Source organism: Citrobacter sp. A316, from assembly GCF_002042945.1.
Lineage (GTDB): Bacteria > Pseudomonadota > Gammaproteobacteria > Enterobacterales > Enterobacteriaceae > Citrobacter > Citrobacter portucalensis.
In genome coordinates, this window is record NZ_MVFZ01000001.1 from 354,009 (window position 1) to 374,877 (window position 20,869).

The 20,869-nt window shown below is 55.0% G+C and carries 16 protein-coding genes; 7 read left to right on the forward strand and 9 right to left on the reverse strand.

Annotated elements, in window-relative coordinates; all coding sequences use genetic code 11:
• Position 1: 1 nt before the first annotated feature.
• Genes entA through entC form a run of 4 tightly spaced genes read right to left on the reverse strand, consistent with a single transcriptional unit; the run spans position 2 to position 4,445 of the window.
• Positions 2-757 (reverse strand): 2,3-dihydro-2,3-dihydroxybenzoate dehydrogenase EntA, encoded by a 756-nt coding sequence (gene entA / locus BZK41_RS01750; protein ID WP_079936961.1) that lies wholly within the window; start codon positions 755-757, stop codon positions 2-4.
• Positions 757-1,614: an isochorismatase gene (locus BZK41_RS01755; RefSeq protein ID WP_044712739.1), complete on the reverse strand. Its 858-nt coding sequence runs from the start codon at positions 1,612-1,614 to the stop codon at positions 757-759. The genes entA and BZK41_RS01755 overlap by 1 nt, the downstream gene beginning before the upstream one ends.
• A 13-nt stretch (positions 1,615-1,627) precedes the next feature.
• Positions 1,628-3,238 carry a (2,3-dihydroxybenzoyl)adenylate synthase EntE gene (entE, locus tag BZK41_RS01760; protein ID WP_079936962.1) on the reverse strand — a complete coding sequence of 537 codons (1,611 nt, stop codon included), beginning with the start codon at positions 3,236-3,238 and terminating at the stop codon, positions 1,628-1,630.
• A gap of 31 nt (positions 3,239-3,269) precedes the next feature.
• Positions 3,270-4,445 (reverse strand): isochorismate synthase EntC, encoded by a 1,176-nt coding sequence (entC, locus tag BZK41_RS01765; RefSeq protein WP_079936963.1) that lies wholly within the window; start codon positions 4,443-4,445, stop codon positions 3,270-3,272.
• A gap of 187 nt (positions 4,446-4,632) precedes the next feature.
• Here entC and fepB point away from each other — a divergent pair, with 187 nt between their 5' ends.
• Entirely contained in the window at positions 4,633-5,589 is a 957-nt protein-coding gene (fepB, locus tag BZK41_RS01770; RefSeq protein ID WP_044699495.1) for a Fe2+-enterobactin ABC transporter substrate-binding protein, read from the forward strand.
• Between the two features lie 61 nt (positions 5,590-5,650).
• On the opposite strand, the gene entS is transcribed toward fepB, so the two are convergent.
• Complete coding sequence (entS, locus tag BZK41_RS01775) at positions 5,651-6,886, reverse strand: enterobactin transporter EntS (protein ID WP_079936964.1); 1,236 nt, start codon at positions 6,884-6,886, stop codon at positions 5,651-5,653.
• 109 nt (positions 6,887-6,995) lie between these two features.
• Between entS and fepD the strand changes: the two genes are divergently transcribed.
• The 3 genes from fepD to fepC are packed head-to-tail and all read left to right on the forward strand — an operon-like array spanning position 6,996 to position 9,786.
• Positions 6,996-8,003, forward strand: coding sequence for a Fe(3+)-siderophore ABC transporter permease (gene fepD, locus BZK41_RS01780; protein WP_079936965.1), 1,008 nt, complete (start codon positions 6,996-6,998; stop codon positions 8,001-8,003).
• On the forward strand, positions 8,000-8,992 hold the full coding sequence (gene fepG, locus BZK41_RS01785; protein ID WP_079936966.1) for an iron-enterobactin ABC transporter permease: 993 nt from the start codon (positions 8,000-8,002) through the stop codon (positions 8,990-8,992). The genes fepD and fepG overlap by 4 nt, the downstream gene beginning before the upstream one ends.
• Positions 8,989-9,786, forward strand: a complete 798-nt coding sequence (fepC, locus tag BZK41_RS01790) for an iron-enterobactin ABC transporter ATP-binding protein (protein WP_079936967.1) — start codon at positions 8,989-8,991, stop codon at positions 9,784-9,786. Before fepG ends, fepC begins: the two co-directional genes overlap by 4 nt.
• 46 nt (positions 9,787-9,832) lie before the next feature.
• Here fepC and wzz(fepE) read toward each other — a convergent pair whose 3' ends face one another.
• The 4 genes from wzz(fepE) to fes form a co-directional block, all read right to left on the reverse strand.
• On the reverse strand, positions 9,833-10,966 hold the full coding sequence (gene wzz(fepE) / locus BZK41_RS01795) for an LPS O-antigen length regulator Wzz(fepE) (RefSeq protein WP_079936968.1): 1,134 nt from the start codon (positions 10,964-10,966) through the stop codon (positions 9,833-9,835).
• Positions 10,967-11,195: 229 nt separating this feature from the next.
• Positions 11,196-15,086 (reverse strand): enterobactin non-ribosomal peptide synthetase EntF, encoded by a 3,891-nt coding sequence (gene entF / locus BZK41_RS01800; protein ID WP_079936969.1) that lies wholly within the window; start codon positions 15,084-15,086, stop codon positions 11,196-11,198.
• Positions 15,083-15,301 (reverse strand): MbtH family protein, encoded by a 219-nt coding sequence (locus BZK41_RS01805; RefSeq protein WP_060682604.1) that lies wholly within the window; start codon positions 15,299-15,301, stop codon positions 15,083-15,085. The genes entF and BZK41_RS01805 overlap by 4 nt, the downstream gene beginning before the upstream one ends.
• Positions 15,302-15,331: 30 nt before the next feature.
• Complete coding sequence (gene fes, locus BZK41_RS01810) at positions 15,332-16,549, reverse strand: enterochelin esterase (protein WP_079936970.1); 1,218 nt, start codon at positions 16,547-16,549, stop codon at positions 15,332-15,334.
• 253 nt (positions 16,550-16,802) lie between these two features.
• Between fes and BZK41_RS01815 the strand changes: the two genes are divergently transcribed.
• From BZK41_RS01815 to BZK41_RS01825, 3 genes are all read left to right on the forward strand, one after another.
• Positions 16,803-19,097, forward strand: a complete 2,295-nt coding sequence (locus BZK41_RS01815; RefSeq protein ID WP_003022009.1) for a TonB-dependent siderophore receptor — start codon at positions 16,803-16,805, stop codon at positions 19,095-19,097.
• Between the two features lie 48 nt (positions 19,098-19,145).
• Entirely contained in the window at positions 19,146-19,808 is a 663-nt protein-coding gene (gene entD, locus BZK41_RS01820) for an enterobactin synthase subunit EntD (protein WP_079937020.1), read from the forward strand.
• Positions 19,809-19,925: 117 nt separating this feature from the next.
• Entirely contained in the window at positions 19,926-20,867 is a 942-nt protein-coding gene (locus BZK41_RS01825) for a D-ribose ABC transporter substrate-binding protein (protein WP_079936971.1), read from the forward strand.
• Positions 20,868-20,869: the final 2 nt, after the last annotated feature.

A 20,869-nucleotide genomic window follows, 5' to 3' on the forward strand; every position in this document is an offset into this window, starting at 1 on the left:
GTCATGCCCCCAGCGTGGAACCGCCGTCCACCACGATATCCTGTAACGTAATGTGGCTGGCCAGATCGGAGGCGAGGAATAAAATAGTGTTGGTAATCTCTTGCGGCCGGGCGATTTTCCCCAGCGGAATCCCGAGCTTAAACTGCTCGCCAAATCCACGAATGCGCTGTTGTTCCGCGTCATCGCTGACCCACAGCGTACGCTGCATGTCGGTATCGGTCGAGCCTGGCGACACCACATTACAACGCACACCGCTGCCCGCCAGTTCAAGTCCGACGGTCAGCGCCAGGCTTTTCAGCGCGGCCTTTGACGCACCGTAAGCACTCATGCCGAGACGCGGCGTGTGCGCCGCATCCGACGCGACGGTCACGATCGCACCGCCCTGCTGGCGACGAAACTGCGCCATCGTCTGCTGAAACAGATTGAACGCCCCACCAACGTTAACCGCAAACGTCTGCTGCCACTCCTCAGTACTCAGCGCATCGGTGGCCCCCATACGCAAAATGCCTGCGGCATTGACCAAAATATCCAAACGCTCGCACGCTTTGAGGACGCGCTGGCACACTTCAGCTACCTGTCCGGCATTCGCCACATCCAGCACTTCAGTCGCAAACGGGTAGTTATCCTGAGGAAATTCGCGATCGAATCCTGTCACCTCAGCGCCTGCATTCGCAAATGCCAGCGCCGTGGTGTAGCCAATCCCTTTTCCCGCCCCGGTTACCCAGACGGTTTTCCCGGCAAAATCAAATCCAGCCATTACTTCACCTCGCGGGAGAGCAGCGCCCACCATGCGTCAATGGTCGGTTTTTTCGCCAGCATCACGAAATCAATGTCACCATGAACCTTACGCCAGCGCGCCGCCAGCGCCATCATGCGCACGGAATCCAGCCCGTAGTCGATCAGGTTTTCGTCATCCATCGGCTCTTCGGACTCATCCAGCAGCGGCAGAATAATGCTGCGCAACGCATCTTTACTGGCCGGGACCGGCGTCGGCAATAACTCCTGGGTCATTACCACTCGCCCGGAACGTCCCGCCACGTATTTCAGCGACATCAGGTGTTCGTCACGGCTAAAGTCCGCCAGCGCATCGGCAACCATAAACGGCTTGATATCACGCATAAATGCGTCCGTTGCGGTGGTCATACAACCAATATGCGCATACACGCCGGTAATGATCAGTTGATTACGCCCGGTTTCCTTGAGCATCTGTTCCAGCGGGGAGCGATGAAATGCGCTATAACGCCATTTCACCAGAATGGTATCCGCTTCATCCGGTGCCAGCGCCTCAACGATCTTTTGTTGTTCCGGGGAACGCGTCAGGCCCGGTCCCCACATATCATTGAGCAGAGCGCGGTCTTCATCACTTTGTTCTTTCGGCTGAGCGGTGTAATACACCGGAATGTTATGCTCTTTGCAGTACTGGCGCAGCGCGGCGATGTTCGCGACGACCTGCTCCATCATCGGGCAGTTATCACCCCAAAAGCCGATAAAATAATCCTGCATGTCGTGGATCAGCAGCGCGGCGCGTTCAGGGTCAAATGCCCAGTCGACTTTGTTCACCGGAACATCGAGCGCCGTTGGTAGCGCATAAGCCTGCAGTTTAGGAATTGCCATTTCTATTTCTCCTTCAGGCCAGTGAACGTGATGCCAGCCACTGACGTAATTGTTTTTTATCTACCTTCCCAACTGGAGTCAGCGGTAATGACTCAACGCACTCAACACGATCGGGTAATTTAAATTCCGCTATGCCCTGTTCGCGTAGAAAACGGCGCACCTGCACCGCGCGCAGCGGTTCTTTCACCACCAGCCAGGCACAGCTTTTCTCGCCCATCAGTTCGTCATCCATACTGACCAGCGCGGCATGGATAACCATTGGATGGCGCAGCAGCAGGTTTTCAATCTCTTCAGCGGCGATCTTCTCTCCGCCGCGGTTGATCTGATCCTTTTCACGCCCCTGAACGGTGATGTAACCATCCGGATCGATAGAGATCAGATCGCCGGAACAGTAAAAACCATTGGCGTCAAAGGCGCTGGCATTATGCTCAGGGCTTTTGAAATAACCGCGGAAGGTGTACGGACCACGCGTCATCAGACGTCCGGTCTCTCCCTGGGCTAAGGGGTTGCCGTCAGCGTCTGCTACCCAGACTTCATCATCGGGACACATCGGGCGACCCTGGGTATTGATGATGCGCTCAGGACTGTCGTCCAGACGGGTGTAGTTCACCAGCCCTTCCGCCATGCCGAAGACCTGCTGCAACTGGCAGCCAATCTCGGCCGGAATACGCGCCGCAAGCGTGGCGGAAAGCCTCGCTCCACCAACCTGGAGCAGTTCCAGCGAAGCCAGTTGCGCATTGCTGCCCCACTCCACAATCGCCTGCAACCACAGGCTCACCGCAGGTGGCACCAGCGCCGTGACGTTAACCTGATGCTGTTCAATCAGCGGGAAACACAGGGTTGCGCTCGGGTCAGCCGCCAGCACCACAGTGCCACCGGCCAGGAATACGCCCAGCGCGCCTGGCGAACTCATGGCGTAGTTATGCGCCGCCGGGATCGCGCATAAATAACGCGTTTCCCCGGTGAAGCGGCAAATCTCATTGCTGCGACGTACGCTGTAGTAGTAATCGTTATGAGTGCGAGGAATCAGCTTTGGCGTCCCGGTCGTCCCGCCAGAAAGCTGGAAGTACGCCACCTCATCAGCAGGCGATGGCGTGGCGCTAAAATCAGTCGCAGGCTGGTTTATCGCCGTTTGCAGATTGTGTTCACCTTCATCATTACGCAGTTGCACCACGCGCACTGAATTGTGTTCGGCCACAAAAGCGTTAAGAAAATCGTCCCCGCTAAACAGCGTATGCTGGCGATCGGCAATCAGCAGCGCCGGTTCAATCTGTTTGGCATAGGCGTTGAGCTCGTTACGCTGATGGCTGAACAGGGCCAGCACCGGAGCTACGCCCAGCTTGAGTAACGCAAAGAAGGTGATATACAGCTCAGCCACGTTGCCCAGTTGCACCAGCGCGGTTTCGCCGGGTTTGATCCCCTGACGACGCAGGCTGCAGGCAAGATTGTCAGCGGCCTGATTCAGTTGGCGATAGCTCAGATGGCGTTCACCATCAATAACCGCCGTATGCTCGCTGTCGGCGTGACGGGTCAGAATGTCGGTCAGCGGCAAATCCTGCCAGTAACCTTTTTCACGATAGCGGCGGGCAAACTCTTCCGGCCAGCGGGTGAAAGGAATACTCATTATTGCTCCTTAAAACCAGTCCACAAGGCTCTTAGTGCAGTCCAAAAACATTCAACATCGTGGAGAGCTTAGCCCCCGTTTCGCGCCATTCCGCAACCGGGGAAGAGGCTGGAACAATTCCTGCTCCGGCAAAGAAACGTACCTGATTGCGCAGCAGCTTCGCACAGCGGATCGTCACCACCCACTCACCGTTACCTTCAGCATCACACCAGCCGACAATGCCGCCGAACAGTTCGCGATCGAACGGCTCCAGCTCGGCGATAAGCTTGCGCGCAACCTGATGTGGGAAGCCGCTCAGCGCAGGCGTCGGATGCAGCAGGCACGCCAGCGTCAGGGCGTTTTCCTGCGGGTTGGCTTTACCTTCAAACGGCGTGCCGAGGTGCCAGAGCGTCGGCGTGGTAACCAGCTGCGGAGAAGAAGGCAGTTGCAGTTCACGGCTGCGATCGCGCAATACCGTTTTCATCGCTTGCGTCACCAGTTCGTGCTCATGGCGGTCCTTCTCAGACGCCAGCAGGCGGATCCCTGCTTCGCGATCCAGCACATCATCAGGCTGACGACGTGCAGACCCCGCCAGCGGCAGAGAACTGAAACGATCGCCTTCTTTGCGCAGTAGCAGTTCCGGGCTGGCACCAATCAATACGCCGCCGTCTTCAATCGGTACATGGAAGTTGTAGCTCGCCGGGTTTTGCGCCACCAGACGCTCCAGCAGCGCACCGCTGTCAATGTTGGCATCGGCGGTGATATCGATCAGGCGTGACAACACCACTTTGTCGACTTCCGGAGTGGACGTCAGCGCAGCCGCCCGGGCGACCATATCTTCAAAAAAGTCCTGTTCCGGGATCGATTTACGTTCAACGACATTCAGCGACTGATGCGCGGTAAAGTAACGTGATGATTGTTGCTTCGCCGTACGAGAAAAGCTCTGCCACGATTGGGGAATAAACAGCGATGATGGCTGGCGGGTATCAAAGGGAATCGCCCCGACCATGACAGGGTTCGCGATGCCCTGCGATTTGGCATCAGCAAACAGTGCGTTCATTTTCTGTTGGAAAGGGCTGTCTGGCGAATCGCCATCAATTGCCGGTTCCGCATAGCGGGCGAAGCATCCTGACGTCGTAAAACTACGGTACGGCGACATAAAGAAAAAATTGTCGGGAGCGAGCGTCGGCATAGTCTGCGTTTTTTCCTCGGCCAGTGACGTATCCATATCATCCTCCAAAAATGATAAAGGCTCTAATAATGATTATCATTTATATTTTCGGTCGCTAACCTAAAAGTAAAGCGGCGGTATGTCAACTCTTGTGGTAGCACAATGTGCGACTTTGGCTTGCATCCTTGCTCACTAACAATGAAAATGAGAAGCATTACTTATACTGATAACAGGAAGCTGATTCGTGAGTCTCCCCTCTTTTTGCCGCACCGTGCTCTTACTGGCAGGTTTATCTCTTTCAGGAATTTCTTCAGGTCACGCCGCCGACTGGCCGCGTCAGGTTACTGACAGCCGCGGCACGCATACGCTGGAACATAAACCGCAGCGAATTGTCTCCACCAGCGTGACCCTCACCGGCTCGCTGCTGGCGATTGATGCCCCGGTCATCGCCAGCGGTGCCACTACGCCAAACAATCGCATCGGCGATGCGCAGGGCTTTTTACGTCAGTGGAGCGAAGTCGCAAAAGAACGCAAACTGAGCCGCCTGTATATCGGCGAACCGAGCGCCGAGGCTGTCGCAGCTCAAATGCCGGATCTGATTCTGGTAAGCGCCACCGGGGGAGATTCTGCCCTCGCGCTATACGATCAGCTGTCCACCATTGCACCAACGCTCATCATTAATTACGACGATAAAAGCTGGCAGTCGCTGCTGACCCAGTTAGGTGAAATTACCGGTCAGGAGCAACAGGCAGCCGCGCGTATCGCCGAGTTTGATAAGCAACTGCAAGCGGTTAAGCAACGTATTACCCTGCCACCACAACCGGTCAGCGCGCTGGTTTATACTGCCGCGGCACACAGCGCCAACCTGTGGACGCCTGAGTCAGCGCAAGGCAAGCTGATGGAGCAGTTAGGTTTCACGCTGGCAACGCTGCCTGCTAACTTGCACACCAGCCAGAGTCAGGGCAAACGCCACGATATCATCCAGCTTGGCGGTGAGAACCTGGCGGCAGGCCTGAACGGCGAAGCGCTGTTCCTGTTTGCTGGCGACAGCAAAGATGCCGACGCTATTTACGCCAATCCGCTTCTGGCGCATCTGCCAGCCGTGCAAAATAAACGTGTTTACGCCCTGGGTACGGAAACCTTCCGTCTCGACTACTACAGCGCAACGCTGCTGCTACAACGTCTGTCGGCTCTGTTTTAATGGCCAGCGCCGGATGCGGCTAACGCCTTATCCGGCCTACAAACCGTAGAGCACAACGCGATCAGACATTCACGGGGATTTGCCGGAATCGGCGTACCTCTCCCAACAACAGCAGCAGTAACAGACCGACAATCACCAGTCCAAACCCACTCACGCTTGCCGAAGCAACCGGCGTCATCATCGCGCCCAGACCACCTAACAGCGCCGCGCCAATCGCATCACCGGTGACGTTTTGCGCCGTCCACAAACCGTTAATTCGCCCGAGCATCGCTTCCGGCGTCTGCGTCTGTAACAGGGTGTACTGCAACAAAGAGCTGACCGCACTCAACCAACCGAACAGCGCCAGACAAACCACGCCAAGCTCCCAGACCGGCATCAAGCCAAACAGGCCGATAGCCAGGAACGAAGCCACAGTAGATACCAGCATAATCAGTCCCGGACGCACGCTGTGCGCCAGTTGTCCACTGGTCAATGCCCCCACCGCAGCGCCAAGAGGAATAGCCGCATACAGCAGGCCAATTTGCGCACTCGACATCTGCCAGTTAATCGCTAACGCCGGATACAGCACGCGCACGGCGCTCGCCATGGTTAACAGACCACCAAGCAACGCAATGCCGCCAATCAGGGGACTGGCAAGCAGAAAGCGAAATGCTGCCAGCAGCGATTTCAGCGGATGCTCGCGCGGCTGCGGCGGAGGCGGCAGTGCGGGAAGGCTCAGCAGAGGTAACAAAGTAATAAATGTGCCAGCCGCCGCCAGTCCGTAGTTCCAGGCCACGCCGCCGGTCGCGAGCAGCACCCCACCCAGCATCGGCGAAATTACCGATCCCAGGCGCACCGTCAACATGGTAATCGCCCCGGCCTGCATCAGATTCTCCCGCCCGACCAGCGCCGGCGTTGCCGCCAGCAAAGCGGTTACACCCAGCGAGGCAAAGAAACCATCCCATAAGCCAAGCAGATAAATTGCCAGTAACGATGGTTCGGGCAGCAGCGCATTCAGACACAGACCAATAAAGCCAATACCGCAGGTTCCACGTGCCAGCAGGATCACTTTTTTACGCTCATAGCGGTCGGCCAGCACACCGCCCACCATCAGGCCAATAAACATTGCGCTACCGGTCAACGTCACCGACAAACCCACCTGCCAGGTCGACTGGGTCATCATCTGGATCTGTACCGGAACCGCCACGCCGAGTAGCCCCAGAGAGACAATGGAAATAAAACGGGCGAGGAAGACAGCGCGAAATGCAGGGTGGGTCTTTAACAGGCTGAGATTGAGCAGCCAGGATTGTCGATTCATTACAGAGCCTTACCAGGTACTTTTTCAATATCCATTCGATGGCTGCACATGCTAACATATCCAAATAAGATCGATAACGATAATTACTATCATTATCAGGGAAGTTGATATGTCATGCTCTGTTTCCGCGACACGCGCCTTCGCTGTGCCCGGACTATTGTTATTACTTGTTCTCATCACGGTATTAAGTCTGGTTATTGGCGCCAAGTCGCTACCTGCCTCCGTGGTGCTGGATGCGCTCACCGGCAGTTGTCAAAGTGCTGATTGCACCATCGTGCTGGACGCGCGCCTGCCGCGCACGCTGGCGGGGCTGCTCGCCGGTGGTGCGCTGGGCCTGGCTGGCGCATTAATGCAAACGCTCACGCGTAACCCTCTCGCCGATCCCGGCATTCTGGGTGTCAGCTCCGGCGCCAGCTTCGCTATTGTGCTGGGGGCCGCGCTGTTCGGTTTTTCCTCTGCGCAAGAGCAGCTGCTGATGGCCTTTTGCGGTGCGCTGGCTGCGTCGCTGATCGTGGCATTTACCGGCAGTCAGGGCGGCGGGCAGTTAAGCCCGGTACGTCTGACGCTGGCGGGCGTTGCGCTGGGCGCGGTTCTGGAAGGATTATCCACCGGCATCGCCCTGCTCAACCCGGACGTTTACGATCAGCTGCGTTTCTGGCAAGCCGGCTCACTGGATATCCGCAGCCTGCAAACGCTGAAGGTTGTGCTGGTACCGGTACTGATTGCCGCGGCTGTCGCACTGTTCCTCAGTCGCGCCCTGAATAGCCTGAGCCTCGGCAGCGACACCGCTACCGCGCTTGGCAGTAAAGTCGCTCGCACGCAGTTTATTGGTCTACTGGTTATTACCGTACTGTGCGGCAGCGCGACCGCGATTGTCGGTCCTATCGCCTTTATCGGCCTGATGATGCCGCACATGGCGCGCTGGCTGGTGGGGGCGGACCACCGCTGGTCACTGCCCGTAACCCTGTTGGCAACCCCTTCTCTGTTACTGATTGCCGATATCATCGGTCGCCTGATTGTCCCCGGCGAACTGCGCGTGTCGGTGGTCAGCGCTTTCATCGGCGCACCGGTGCTTATCTTTCTGGTACGCCGTAAATCGCGCGGAGGTGGCGCATGATGCACCTCTCCCGCCGCCTGATAATCAGCAGCCTGCTGCTGGTTGCAGGTTGTCTCGTCATTGCTTTGTGGAGCCTGCGTAGCGGCGTTGTCACGCTGGAAACCGAGCAAATTATTGCCGCCCTGCTCGGTGATGCGCCGCGCAGTATTACGCTGGTGGTAACCGAATGGCGTTTGCCACGCGTGCTCATGGCGCTATTGATTGGCGCAGCGCTCGGCGTGAGCGGCGCAATATTTCAGTCGCTGATGCGCAACCCGTTGGGCAGCCCGGATGTGATGGGTTTCAACACCGGGGCCTGGAGCGGCGTGCTGGTGGCTATGGTGCTGTTCGGACAGCATCTCACCGCTATCGCGCTGGCGGCCATGCTGGGTGGGATCCTGACGTCTCTTGTGGTCTGGGCGCTCGCCTGGCGCAATGGCATCGACACCTTCCGGCTGATTATTATCGGTATCGGCATTCGCGCCATGCTGGTGGCATTCAACACCTGGCTACTGCTGAAAGCATCACTAGAAACCGCGCTGACGGCCGGGCTGTGGAATGCCGGATCGCTCAATGGCCTGACCTGGGCCAAAACCTGGCCGTCTGCCCCACTGATTATCATCATGCTGGTGTGCGCCACGCTGCTGGTGCGCCGGATGCGCTTACTGGAAATGGGTGATGACAGTGCTTGTGCGCTTGGCGTCAGCGTAGAGCGTTCACGCCTGATGATGATGCTGGTTGCGGTAGTACTGACCGCTGCCGCCACCGCGCTGGCCGGTCCTATCTCGTTTATTGCCCTTGTCGCGCCGCATATCGCACGACGTATAAGCGGCACATCACGCTGGGGATTAACCCTGTCAGCACTGTGCGGCGCCTTGCTGCTGCTGATGGCAGATTTATGCGCCCAACAGCTGTTTATGCCTTATCAGCTTCCGGTGGGCGTTGTCACCGTAAGCCTCGGCGGTATTTATCTTATCGTCTTGTTAATTCAGGAGTCCCGCAAAAAATGATCGAATCAGTAGCCCGTTTGCGTGGCGACCAGTTAACGCTGGGTTATGGCAAGTTTACCGTAGCGGAAAACCTCAATGTGTCGATTCCCGACGGCCATTTCACCGCGATTATCGGGCCAAACGGCTGCGGAAAATCAACGCTACTGCGCACGCTGAGTCGTCTGATGACGCCCGCGAACGGCAAGGTCTGGCTCGACGGCGAGCATATTCAGCACTATGCCAGCAAAGAAGTCGCCCGCAGAATAGGTTTGCTGGCGCAAAACGCCACCACGCCGGGAGATATTACGGTACAGGAGCTGGTTGCCCGCGGGCGCTACCCGCACCAGCCGCTGTTTACCCGCTGGCGGCAAGAGGATGAAATTGCGGTCTCAAACGCCATGCAGGCGACGGGAATTACCCACCTGGCATCACAAAGCGTGGATACCCTTTCCGGCGGACAACGTCAGCGTGCATGGATTGCGATGGTGCTGGCGCAGGAAACGTCGATTATGCTGCTCGATGAACCCACCACCTGGCTGGATATCAGTCATCAGATCGATCTGCTGGAACTACTGAGTGAGTTAAACCGGGAGAAAGGCTACACGCTGGCCGCCGTTTTGCACGACCTCAATCAGGCCTGTCGCTATGCGACGCATCTGATTGCGCTGCGGGACGGAAAAATTATTGCCGAGGGTGCGCCGAAGGAGATAGTCACCGCACAGCTTATTGAAAAAATCTATGGGTTGCGCTGTATGATTATCGACGATCCGGTTGCCGGAACGCCGTTAGTGGTACCGCTCGGACGTAACAAATAACAAGTGATACCGTATGGCGGCCAACTTGCCGCCATACGACAATTCATCACACCAGTTGCTGATCAATAAACGTCATTTTTTGCTTACGCGACATCATAGCGTAGTTCAGCAGTACGCCACCACACGCCACCATTCCACCCAATAATGCGGCCAGAATAACGATCATTGATTTAGCCGGACCATCTTTTTTCACCGGCAGCGAAGGCGTAAGTTGATATTTAAACGGCGTGAATTTTACGTCGCTCACATTCATCGCTAACAGTTGCTCAACGTGATATTGGCGATTACGTAATTCACCGTTAATTTCAGTAACATCCGTTACTGATTTTTCTATTTCTAATTTACGTGCGATGCCGTCAGCACCCAGTGAAATAGAGAAATCGGGGTCATCCTTCACCGCCTGGCCATTACTGTAGACCGGCTTTTTAATCCCGGCAGCATTGGCAATCTCCAACGAGTAGTTGAGTCGCTGAATATTTGCTTCCAGCTGGTTCTTGAGCCTGACGCGATCCATCTCCAGTCTTTCTTTCTCATAGCTGGTTTTGATGGACAGCTTGTTGCGAATATCTTCCAGCGTTTCTTTCACCACAATGTCAGAAATATACTGGATATACCCCTTCAGCACAGTCTGGGCTTCTTCAGCCTGAGGTGCGGTAAAGCTCAACGTCCACGCGGTATACAGCGAGGTTTCATTCTTCTTACCCTGGTTAGTATCAACCGCTTTCATTTTCTCACTGAGTCTGACAATTGCCCGATGCAGATCCATTTCGTCGATATCTGCACCTTTCAATTGCTCCATCACGTAAGGCGAAGAGCGTAGATACTCTTCTAACAATGAAGGTGACTGGAATTTTTTGATAAACAGATTAAACACATCACCACGACTCACGCTGATATCCATATCCAGCACGCGCAATTTTGTCAACGTATTCTCAAGATCCTGCCATTGAACCGGTTCTGCCGGTGTCACGATAGCCTCGCTGGTCCATTTTTGCGGCAGCAGGAAAGAGACCAGAATACCCACACAAGCAAAGGCGAAAATGGTCGCTATAATTTTTGTTCTGGCGCGCCATAAAATTTCGATGAGGTTAACTAAATCGATTTCATTTGCGTTTGCCGTTGGCTGAGGATACCCAGTAAATTCCGAAACGTTATCTTGCTTTATATTTAATGATGACATGTTGCGTGACCTGAAAACTTTCCTAAAAGAAAAACATTCCTGTGGGAGAAGTCTACCAGCTAGTCAGAATTATCCGAAACACTCTTTGTGCTTGTCGCCCTACCAAAAATTATATTCGGAATTTATTCACCCCTTTCATCACTTTGCATCACATGAAAAATAACAGCTTCATAACATATCATTTACATCATGAAGCTGTTCGATCACCGCGATAGCATTATTCGTCTTGTTACACAGATTTATTAATCAGTGTATTTATTACAGGCCCTATCGACTCAAACGCAGTGGGCGAAATAATATCAACATGCGCGCAGTCATGGCGGTATACATCCAGGCTGGATATCCACGGCGACCAACTGCGTTCAGGGCTCACACCCGGTACTAACGTGCGCTCAGCAACGAACAGCGTGGCGTGGCCTGCAAACGGCACGCTGTGCGCCGTGGTGAGTAGACGAACCGCATCGGCGTAGTTGCCTTCGATAGCGTTAAATAAAGCCTCTGACGCATTCCCCTGCTGCGCCGCCAGAAACGCTTCGCGTTCACGCTCGATCTCCGCCAGTACCGCTGGATCCAACCCATTAGCCTCTTTTTCTTGCCAGTTTTGCGTTTCTGGCGGCCAGGTATCCAACAGTCCGAGGAATGCAACCGTCTCTCCTCTGGCATGTAGGCGCGCGGCGATCCCCTGTGCCAGCGTGCCGCCCAGCGAATAACCTAATAAATAGTAAGGCCCGTGAGGTTGTTGACTGAGCAACGTTGCCAGGTGATGTTCGCATACTGCGTCGAGGTTTTCCGCCGTCTGCATAGGCCCATCCGGTCGTGGCGACTGAATACCTATAATCGACCACTGCGGGCTAAGATATCGTGACAGCACGCTAAACTGCCAGGCAAAACCCGACGCCGGATGGAAACAGAACAGCGTAGGGCCATGACTTTCACGCAGTGGTAGCAGCGTCTCAAATCCCAGATGCTGCGACTGTTCATCATCAGTGGTCTCCAGCAGAGCGCTCAGTTGTTCAACGGTAGAGGCCACCATAATCTGCCCCGGCGTCACCTGACGCTCAAAAACCCGGCTCAACTGCGCTGCCAACTTCATCGCCAGCAGCGAATGCCCACCAAGCGCAAAGAAGTCTGCCGCCGCGTCATTCACCTCGCAATTCAGCAAAGCCGCAAAAGACTGTGCGATGGTGGTTTCAGTCCCTGCTCGCGGTGCGCGCCCGGAAACACGCGACGTCAACTGCGGCATCGGCAGCGCTTTACGATCAAGTTTACCGTTCGCGCTAAGCGGCAGCTCCGCCAACTGCAACAATACCGTCGGCACCATATGCGCAGGCAATTTTTCACGCAGCTTTTCCCGCAACGCTGACGTATCCAGCGGTAAACCCGATTGCGACACCAGATACCCCACCAGTTGACGCGCATCGCCACCTGTCGCCGCCGCCTGGTTGAATACGCAGGCGTGGGCAACGGCATGCTCGACATCAGGCAGCTGCTGCATCACCCGGTCAATCTCGCCGAGCTCAATACGCTGTCCGCGAATTTTAAGCTGGTCATCGCTGCGCCCAAGATATTCCACCGCGCCATTTTCCAGCCAGCGCGCCACATCTCCGGTACGGTACATACGTTCACCAGCGTTAAACGGATCGGCGATAAAGCGGCTTGCGGTCAGATCCGGACGGCCCAGATAACCTTGCGCCAGTTGGATCCCAGTCAGATATAAGTCACCAGCCACGCCGAAAGGCATCGGGCGCATCATGGCATCCAGGATACGTAAACCGGTATTCCATACCGGATAGCCAATCGGTACGCTGTTGCCAGTTATGGCTGCGAGATCTTCTCCCCAGGCCGGATACCAGCTCACATCAACCGCTGCTTCCGTTGGTCCGTACAAATTGTGCAGCGGCGCATGAGTTAACTGTTCCCACTCTCGGCATAAATCTGCAGGCAAGGCTTCACCGCTGCAAAATACCCGTTTCAGCGAGGCACAACTCTCCCGCGCGGTTTCCGGCGTCAGTGAAGCGACAAAAGCGGCCAACATAGAGGGGACAAAGTGCGTGGTCGTCACCCCATAACGAGCAAAGAATTGCTGCATCGCCAGCGGATCGCGGTGCGCCTCAGGTTCTGCCATTACCAGTTTTGCCCCAGCAATAAACGGCCAGAAAAACTCCCATACCGAGACGTCAAAACTGCACGGTGTTTTTTGCGCCACCACATCATCCGCAGTCAGCGGATAGTGATTTTGCATCCACAGCAGACGGTTAACGATGGCGGTTTGCCCAACCATCACCCCTTTTGGTCTACCAGTAGAGCCGGAAGTAAAAATGATATAGGCCGTATGATTGGGTTGTGATAGCGCCAGCGGAGCAGCATCTTCTGCTGGCAGCGGCGAGTCATAGCACAGACTTTCCAGCCCTGGGATATCGCTAAAGCGCGCCAGTTGCTCATCGGTCGCGATCAACAATTTTGGCTTCGCGTCTTCGAGCATCATCCGCAGGCGATCGTCCGGGTATCCGGTATCCAACGGCAGCCAGGCAGCTCCGGCTTCCACAATACCGTGCAGCGCCAGCGTCAGGAACACAGAACGTGGTAATGCCACAGCTACGCTGTCGCCAGGCTTGACACCGCGTTCACGCAAAAGGCTCGCCAACGCCACAACCTGCTGGCGCATTTCACGATAGCTAAACTGATAACGGGCATCGGCCAGCGCCGGGGCATCCGGCGTTTTATCGGCCTGCTGTGCCGCCAGCGCGCTCAGTGTAGTGGAGGGGATCTCCACGGTGGTTTCATTAATCTTCGCCAGCCGCTCATGTTCTGTTGGCAACAGCATCCCGACGTCACCGCAGCATAGCGCCGGATTGTCAGCAAACTGCTCGATAAGCCCGATTAAACGCGAGGCATGCTGCGCCAGCGTTTCTGCATCGTAGCGCTGTTTATTGGCCAGGATTTCAATACTCAGCCCACCGTTTTCATCCGGGAATAACGCCAGTTCAAGATCGTTCACCGGCCCTGTCGCCAGCGTGTGGGTTTGCGCCTGAACGCCGGGAATATTCAGCTGATAGTCGAATATTTTCACGTTCAGCACCGGGCCAAACAGCGGCTCTGCACCGGCTGCACGCCCGCTGTCACGAACGATTTGTTCGGCATCATAACGTTGATGCCGACGCATTTTCTTCAACTGTCCGGCTAGTCGTTGTGCTAACGCAGGCAAGCTTTCTGCCGCATCCAGCCTCACACCAAATGGCAGTACGTTTAAAACAGGTCCAGTGGACGTCAACGCCGCCGACCCCATGCGCCGCATAAAGATAAACCCGGCGGCATAATCCATTCGGCTGCATAAACGTCCCAGCCACAATGCCACCAGCGCGAGGGCCAGATCCGCACGCTGAACGTCAGGCATACGTGCCGCAAGCCGGCGAAACGCCCCTTCAGGCGCGGTTAACTTCATACGAATAATATCCGCACTGGCCGACCGTCCCGGCAACGGATTGTTTGACAGCGAAGCAGGAGGCGGGAGTTGCTTTCGCTGCTCGCTCCAGAAGGCACCGTCGCGTTGCCAGGCATCGCTTTGACGGTACTGTTGATACTCTTCCACCACCTCGGCGAACGGCGTAAAAGGCGAGTCTGGCGTAGGCTCGCCGTGTAGCCATGCGCGATAAATTGCGGCTATCTGGCGGGTAATGGCCGGAAAACTGAAGCCATCGACCAGCAAATGATGGTAACGTTGATACCAATACCAACGCTTTTCTCCCACCTGTATAAGCAGGTGAAAAACCAGCGGCTTATTGCCGTCAGCACGTATGTCCTGCTGCAGATCTGCCTGCATCAACGCACGCGCTGCCTCATGTGGAGCAGATTTATCGCGCAAGTCGATAATTTCAGGTTGCGCAAAGGCGAGCGCAGAATCCACCCATTGCCAGACCTCACCGTTATCTTCGCTAAACCGCATCCGCAGGGTATCGGCCTGCTCCAGGCCCGCCACAACCGCTTTCGCCAGCAACGACGCATCCAGTTCGCCGGTTAATTCTACGTAGTGCGCCACGCTCCACGCCGAGGGCAATGTGGAGAGTTTTTCCGCCATCCAGATCCCCGGCTGAGCCGCCACTAACGGTAAACGCTGAGTCATGGAGCCTCCTGTACATCAACGTAGTTCGCTGGCGTCAGCGTGGTCCAGTTTGCTTCCAGCCATTGCTGGCAGGCTTCCTGGGATTGGGGTTCGCAAGCAATTTGCCAGCCAGCAGGAAGTGAACACTGCTGCGGCCACAGGCTAAACTGACGTTGGGGATTTTGCAGAATGTAAAACTGACCCTGCGGATTATCGAAGGGGTTACTGAATTCCATACTCAACTCCTGTCGTGGAACATCGTCCGGTTAAATCGTGTCGGTAAGCGGTTGCCAGAGCGTCATTAGCCCTTGCATCAGACCGCCGCGCCAGCAAAGCGCATCGTGTCCGCCATCAACCTGACGCCAGAAAATAGACTGTGGTGCAGAAGGTAACTGGGCATATAACGCCTGATTAGCGCGATAAATAATGGGCTCGCGGATCCCCGTTTCCAGGACAATACGCAACCCCTGAGCGCTGATGCTCCCGGTCTTCAGTTGCTCGACGATCGCCCCGTCCTGATGACCACCACGATGCGGCCACCAGTAAGAACCCGACTGGCTAAGTACACAGCCAAAGCGCGCGGGCCAGTTCAGCCCGGCATACAGCGATGACAACCCGCCAAAACTTTGCCCGGCGACGACGGTATGCTGCGGGTCGTCACTAAACGCGGTCGTCGTCTTCACCAGTGGTAATAGCTCCTCCTGCACCGCCAACCAAAAATCCGCATTACACGGTAGCTCATGGCTACGATGAGACGTATCAATGGCATCAATCAGGAGATAAACGGCAGGAGGAAGGTGTCCGCGATGGGTGAGCGAAGTCAGTGCAGGCCAGACCGGCATACTCTGTGCCCAAAACTGCCCGTCCAGCAGGATAGCCAACGGGCGAGAATCCGGTTGAGCATCACCAGTGGTAAACACCCATACGCGACGCGTATTGCCGAGTCTGGCGCTACGCCATTGCAGACAAACAGCGGGCGAGTCGGGATTTTCAGGGCGATCCCATCCGGGCTGTACGGGCGCCTCCGGCATTTCCAGCGCAGACACCGCATGGCCGCGACCGCCCCGCCAGCTCTGCGGATTAAGGGGATCGGCAATGGCCTGCGGCAGCAATTGCCGCCAGCCTTCACGCAGTACGCTTCGGTCAGGCGCTGCGCCCACCGCCAGCGAGGAAAAGATATCGTTTCGTGCTGTTGGGATAAAACAGTAGCTGCCGCGCCAGTTGGCGCTGAGGGAAACACTCCAGCACCAAACATTTGTTCCATCAATGCGTCGCATCGACTGAGGGGTGGCATTTTGATGGTGGTCGGTGACGCCGGTGATATAAACCCAAACGCGATGAATGGCTGACTCTTTTTCCGTTCCCTGTGGGTCACGCCACCAGAAGGTTACCCGATAATTTCCGTTGTCTTCACGCTCCCATTCCGGGCCTTTTTTCGACTGCCACCACGCCTCGCTTCCCATCTTTAACGTCGTCACAGCCATAACCCCATGTTTATTGTGAAATTTTATGATCTAGCGTGAAATATATTGATAATATTATTGATAACTATTTGCATTTGCAATAGCGTATTGTCGCGCTGTGGGAAGCGCGTACAGTTTTTCACCACTTATAAACCGACCTGGCGCTGCGTACTTTTTCTGGAATGGATAGTTTACGCAGATGCGGGCGACATCAGACCAAATGCCGCACCACGGCACATTGGTACTCGTGGCTAAAAGAACAGCAGGACATACAATGAACAACAAGATTCATTCACTGGCCTTATTGGTCAATTTAGGGATTTACGGGGTAGCCCTGCCAGCAATGGCAGAAGATCAAACCGATAGCGTCGCTGTCTCTCATGAAGACACCATCGTCGTTACCGCCGCCCAGCAGAACCTGCAGGCGCCGGGCGTTTCAACCATTACCGCTGATGAAATTCGTAAGAACCCTCCCGCTCGCGACGTGTCGGAAATCATCCGTACCATGCCTGGCGTTAACCTGACCGGTAACTCAACCAGCGGTCAGCGCGGCAACAACCGCCAGATCGATATTCGCGGCATGGGGCCAGAAAACACCCTGATTTTGATCGACGGTAAACCGGTTACCAGCCGTAACTCCGTGCGCCAGGGCTGGCGCGGCGAGCGCGATACCCGCGGCGATACCGCATGGGTTGCTCCGGAAATGATTGAACGTATTGAAGTGCTGCGCGGTCCTGCCGCAGCACGCTATGGCAATGGCGCAGCTGGCGGTGTGGTGAATATCATCACCAAGAAAGGCGGCGATGAGTGGCATGGTTCCTGGAATACCTATTTCAACGCCCCGGAACACAAAGAAGAAGGTTCAACCAAGCGTACCAACTTTAGTCTGAATGGCCCGCTGGGCGGAGATTTCAGCTTCCGCCTGAACGGTAACCTCGACAAAACCCAGGCCGATGCCTGGGACATCAACGACGGTCACCAGTCAGCACGTACAGGGTCATATGCCGATACGATGCCTGCGGGTCGTGAAGGGGTAAAAAACAAAGATATCAACGGTCTGCTGCGTTGGGATTTTGCCCCAATGCAATCGCTGGAGTTTGAAGCCGGCTACAGCCGTCAGGGCAACCTGTATGCGGGTGACACTCAAAACACCAACAACGATAACAAAACTAACGGGCTGGTAAAAAAATACTACGGTAAAGAAACTAACCGTATGTACCGCCAGAACTATGCGCTGACGTGGAACGGCGGCTGGGACAACGGCATTACCACCAGCAACTGGGCGCAATACGAACACACCCGTAACTCCCGTTTGGGTGAAGGTCTGGCAGGTGGCCTTGAAGGGTTATTTAACAGTAATCAATTTACCGACACTGACCTGGCGGATGTCACCCTGCACAGCGAAATTAGCATTCCATTCGACCTGTTGGTTAACCAGAACCTGACGCTCGGTACCGAATGGAACCAGCAGCGTATGAAAGACATGAGTTCCAATACCCAGACCTTTATGGGCGGGAACATACCTGGTGCCAGCAGCACCGATCGTAGCCCGTATTCACAGGCTGAAATTTTCTCCCTGTTTGCAGAAAATAACATGGAGCTGACCGACAGCACCATGTTGACGCCGGGTCTGCGCTTCGACCACCACAGCGTCGTTGGTGACAACTGGAGCCCGTCCCTGAACCTGTCCCAAGGTCTGGGCGACGACTTTACGCTGAAAATGGGTATCGCACGGGCCTATAAAGCACCTAGCCTGTACCAGACTAACCCGAACTATATTCTGTACAGCAAAGGCCAGGGCTGCTATGCCACCGGTTCTGCGACGGGCATTGGTTGCTACATGATGGGCAATGATGACCTGAAGGCCGAAACCAGTATCAACAAAGAGATTGGTCTGGAGTTCAAACGTGACGGTTGGCTGGCCGGCGTAACCTGGTTCCGCAACGATTACCGTAACAAGATCGAAGCGGGGACTGTACCGCTAAGCAGAACGTCAATTACCCAGAAAAACCCGACTACGGGTAAAGAAACAACAACCTACACCGATATCTATCAGTGGGAAAACGTACCTAAAGCGGTGGTGGAAGGCCTGGAAGGGACGTTGAACGTACCGGTTAGCGAAACCGTTACCTGGACCAACAACATCACTTACATGCTGCAAAGTAAGAATAAAGAGACCGGCGAACGCTTGTCGATTATTCCTGAATACACTCTGAACTCAACGCTAAGCTGGCAGGCGCGTGAAGATTTGTCACTGCAATCCACCTTTACCTGGTACGGCAAACAACAGCCGAAGAAATATGATTACCAGGGTAAACCGGTGACCGGCAGTTCAGCCCAGGAAGTGAGCCCGTACAGCATCGTCGGCCTGAGCGCGACCTGGGATGTGACGAAAAACGTCAGCCTGACCGGCGGCGTGGATAACGTCTTCGACAAACGTCTGTGGCGTGAAGGTAATGCCCAAACAACCAGTGATATCAAAACTGGCGACTATATGGCGGGCGCTGGCGCGTACACCTATAACGAACCGGGCCGGACGTGGTTCATGAGCGTTAACACACACTTCTGATAACGCTTTCCCTCTCCTCGCTGCGGGGAGAGGGAAACCATAACTATGATGCACACAACGCACACACCGCTCACTTTCGCAGGACACACGCTGCACATTGTCGAGTTCGATCCCGACAGCTTCCATGAGCACGACCTGCTCTGGCTCCCCCACCACTCTCAGCTTCTGTCCAATGGACGTAAGCGTAAAGCTGAGCACTTAGCAGGGCGTATTGCCGCAGTACATGCATTACGTGAATACGGTATCAAAACCGTACCCGGCATCGGCGCGCAACGCCAACCGCTGTGGCCACAAAAGTTGTTTGGCAGCATCAGCCACAGTGCATCAACTGCGCTGGCGGTGGTATCGACGCATCCCGTCGGGCTGGATATAGAAGCTATTTTTACGCCACAAACCGCTGTTGAGCTGACTGACGGTATTATCGATAACCACGAACGACCGATTTTGCATCATTCTGAACTGCCCTTTCCGCTCGCCTTAACTCTGGCATTCAGCGCCAAGGAGAGCCTGTATAAGGCGTTTTCCACTCAGGCATCCGGATTACCAGGTTTCACCAGCGCAAAAATCACCACACTCACGACTCAGCAATTAACATTGCAAATCATGCCATCATTTTCGCCTAACCTCGCCAATCAGGAAATTAGCGTGCATTGGTTTCAACGCGATAAAAACATCATAACCCTGTGTGTACCCACGCAGTCAGGATCGTGATCCTTTTCTCCTTTTAAGAAATTAGCTGCGCAAATCGTAGACAGTTCGATTATCTCGACTTATCGTTATCTTGAATAATAAATCATATTTGAATAAATATTCAAAGTGGAGAAAAAGATGAACAAGACCCTGATTAAATCCGTATTACTGGCCTCGATCCTTACCACATCGGGTTCGCTGTATGCTGCTGACAACGGACTGATTGCGATTATCACCCCTTCACACGACAACCCGTTCTTTAAAGCCGAAGCCGACGGCGCGGTCGCCAAAGCGAAAGAGCTGGGATATACCACGTTGGTCGCCTCTCATGACGATGATGTCAATAAACAAAACCAACTGATTGAGACCGCCATAGCCCGAAAAGCGAAAGCCATCATTCTCGATAATGCGGGCGCCGATGCCACCGTTGGTCCACTGGAAAAAGCCAAAGCGGCGGGCGTGCCTGCATTCCTCATCGATCGTGAAATTAATAAGACCGGCATCGCAGTCGCGCAAATCGTGTCGAATAACTACCAGGGCGCGCAGCTCGGCGCAGAGAAATTCGCCAAACTACTGGATGGAAAAGGCAAGTACGTTGAGCTGCTGGGACGCCAGTCCGACACCAACGCGCATGTGCGCTCACAGGGGTATCACGATGTGCTCGACGACTATCCGGACATGAAAATGGTCGCCCAGCAAACGGCGAACTGGAGTCAAACTGAAGCCTTTACCCGTATGGAAGCTATTTTACAAACCAACCCTGATATCGTCGGTGTCATTTCCGGCAACGACACCATGGCGCTGGGCGCAGAGGCAGCCCTGAAGGCTGCTGGGAAAAACAATGTCATCGTAGTGGGTTTTGACGGCAGCGACTACACCCGAGATTCCATCATCAACAAAAGCAACATTAAAGCGACCGTCCTTCAGCCCGGCTGGCAGCAGGCACAAATGGCGGTTGAGCAGGCTGATTACTACCTGAAAAACGGCAAAGCACAGAAAGAAGAAAAACAGCTCATGGATTGCGTGCTGATTGATGAAACCAATGCCAGCAAGCTGAGTAAATTCAACCTGAGCCACTAAGC

Coding starts and splice junctions, on each gene's coding strand:
- BZK41_RS01825 (WP_079936971.1), top strand. CDS start 19,926: ATGAACAAGACCCTGATTAAATCCGTATTACTGGCCTCGATCCTTACC.
- fepC (WP_079936967.1), top strand. CDS start 8,989: ATGATCGAATCAGTAGCCCGTTTGCGTGGCGACCAGTTAACGCTGGGT.
- BZK41_RS01805 (WP_060682604.1), bottom strand. CDS start 15,301: ATGGAATTCAGTAACCCCTTCGATAATCCGCAGGGTCAGTTTTACATT.
- entD (WP_079937020.1), top strand. CDS start 19,146: ATGCACACAACGCACACACCGCTCACTTTCGCAGGACACACGCTGCAC.
- fes (WP_079936970.1), bottom strand. CDS start 16,549: ATGGCTGTGACGACGTTAAAGATGGGAAGCGAGGCGTGGTGGCAGTCG.
- entA (WP_079936961.1), bottom strand. CDS start 757: ATGGCTGGATTTGATTTTGCCGGGAAAACCGTCTGGGTAACCGGGGCG.
- entF (WP_079936969.1), bottom strand. CDS start 15,086: ATGACTCAGCGTTTACCGTTAGTGGCGGCTCAGCCGGGGATCTGGATG.
- entC (WP_079936963.1), bottom strand. CDS start 4,445: ATGGATACGTCACTGGCCGAGGAAAAAACGCAGACTATGCCGACGCTC.
- BZK41_RS01755 (WP_044712739.1), bottom strand. CDS start 1,614: ATGGCAATTCCTAAACTGCAGGCTTATGCGCTACCAACGGCGCTCGAT.
- entE (WP_079936962.1), bottom strand. CDS start 3,238: ATGAGTATTCCTTTCACCCGCTGGCCGGAAGAGTTTGCCCGCCGCTAT.
- entS (WP_079936964.1), bottom strand. CDS start 6,886: ATGAATCGACAATCCTGGCTGCTCAATCTCAGCCTGTTAAAGACCCAC.
- BZK41_RS01815 (WP_003022009.1), top strand. CDS start 16,803: ATGAACAACAAGATTCATTCACTGGCCTTATTGGTCAATTTAGGGATT.
- fepG (WP_079936966.1), top strand. CDS start 8,000: ATGATGCACCTCTCCCGCCGCCTGATAATCAGCAGCCTGCTGCTGGTT.
- fepD (WP_079936965.1), top strand. CDS start 6,996: ATGTCATGCTCTGTTTCCGCGACACGCGCCTTCGCTGTGCCCGGACTA.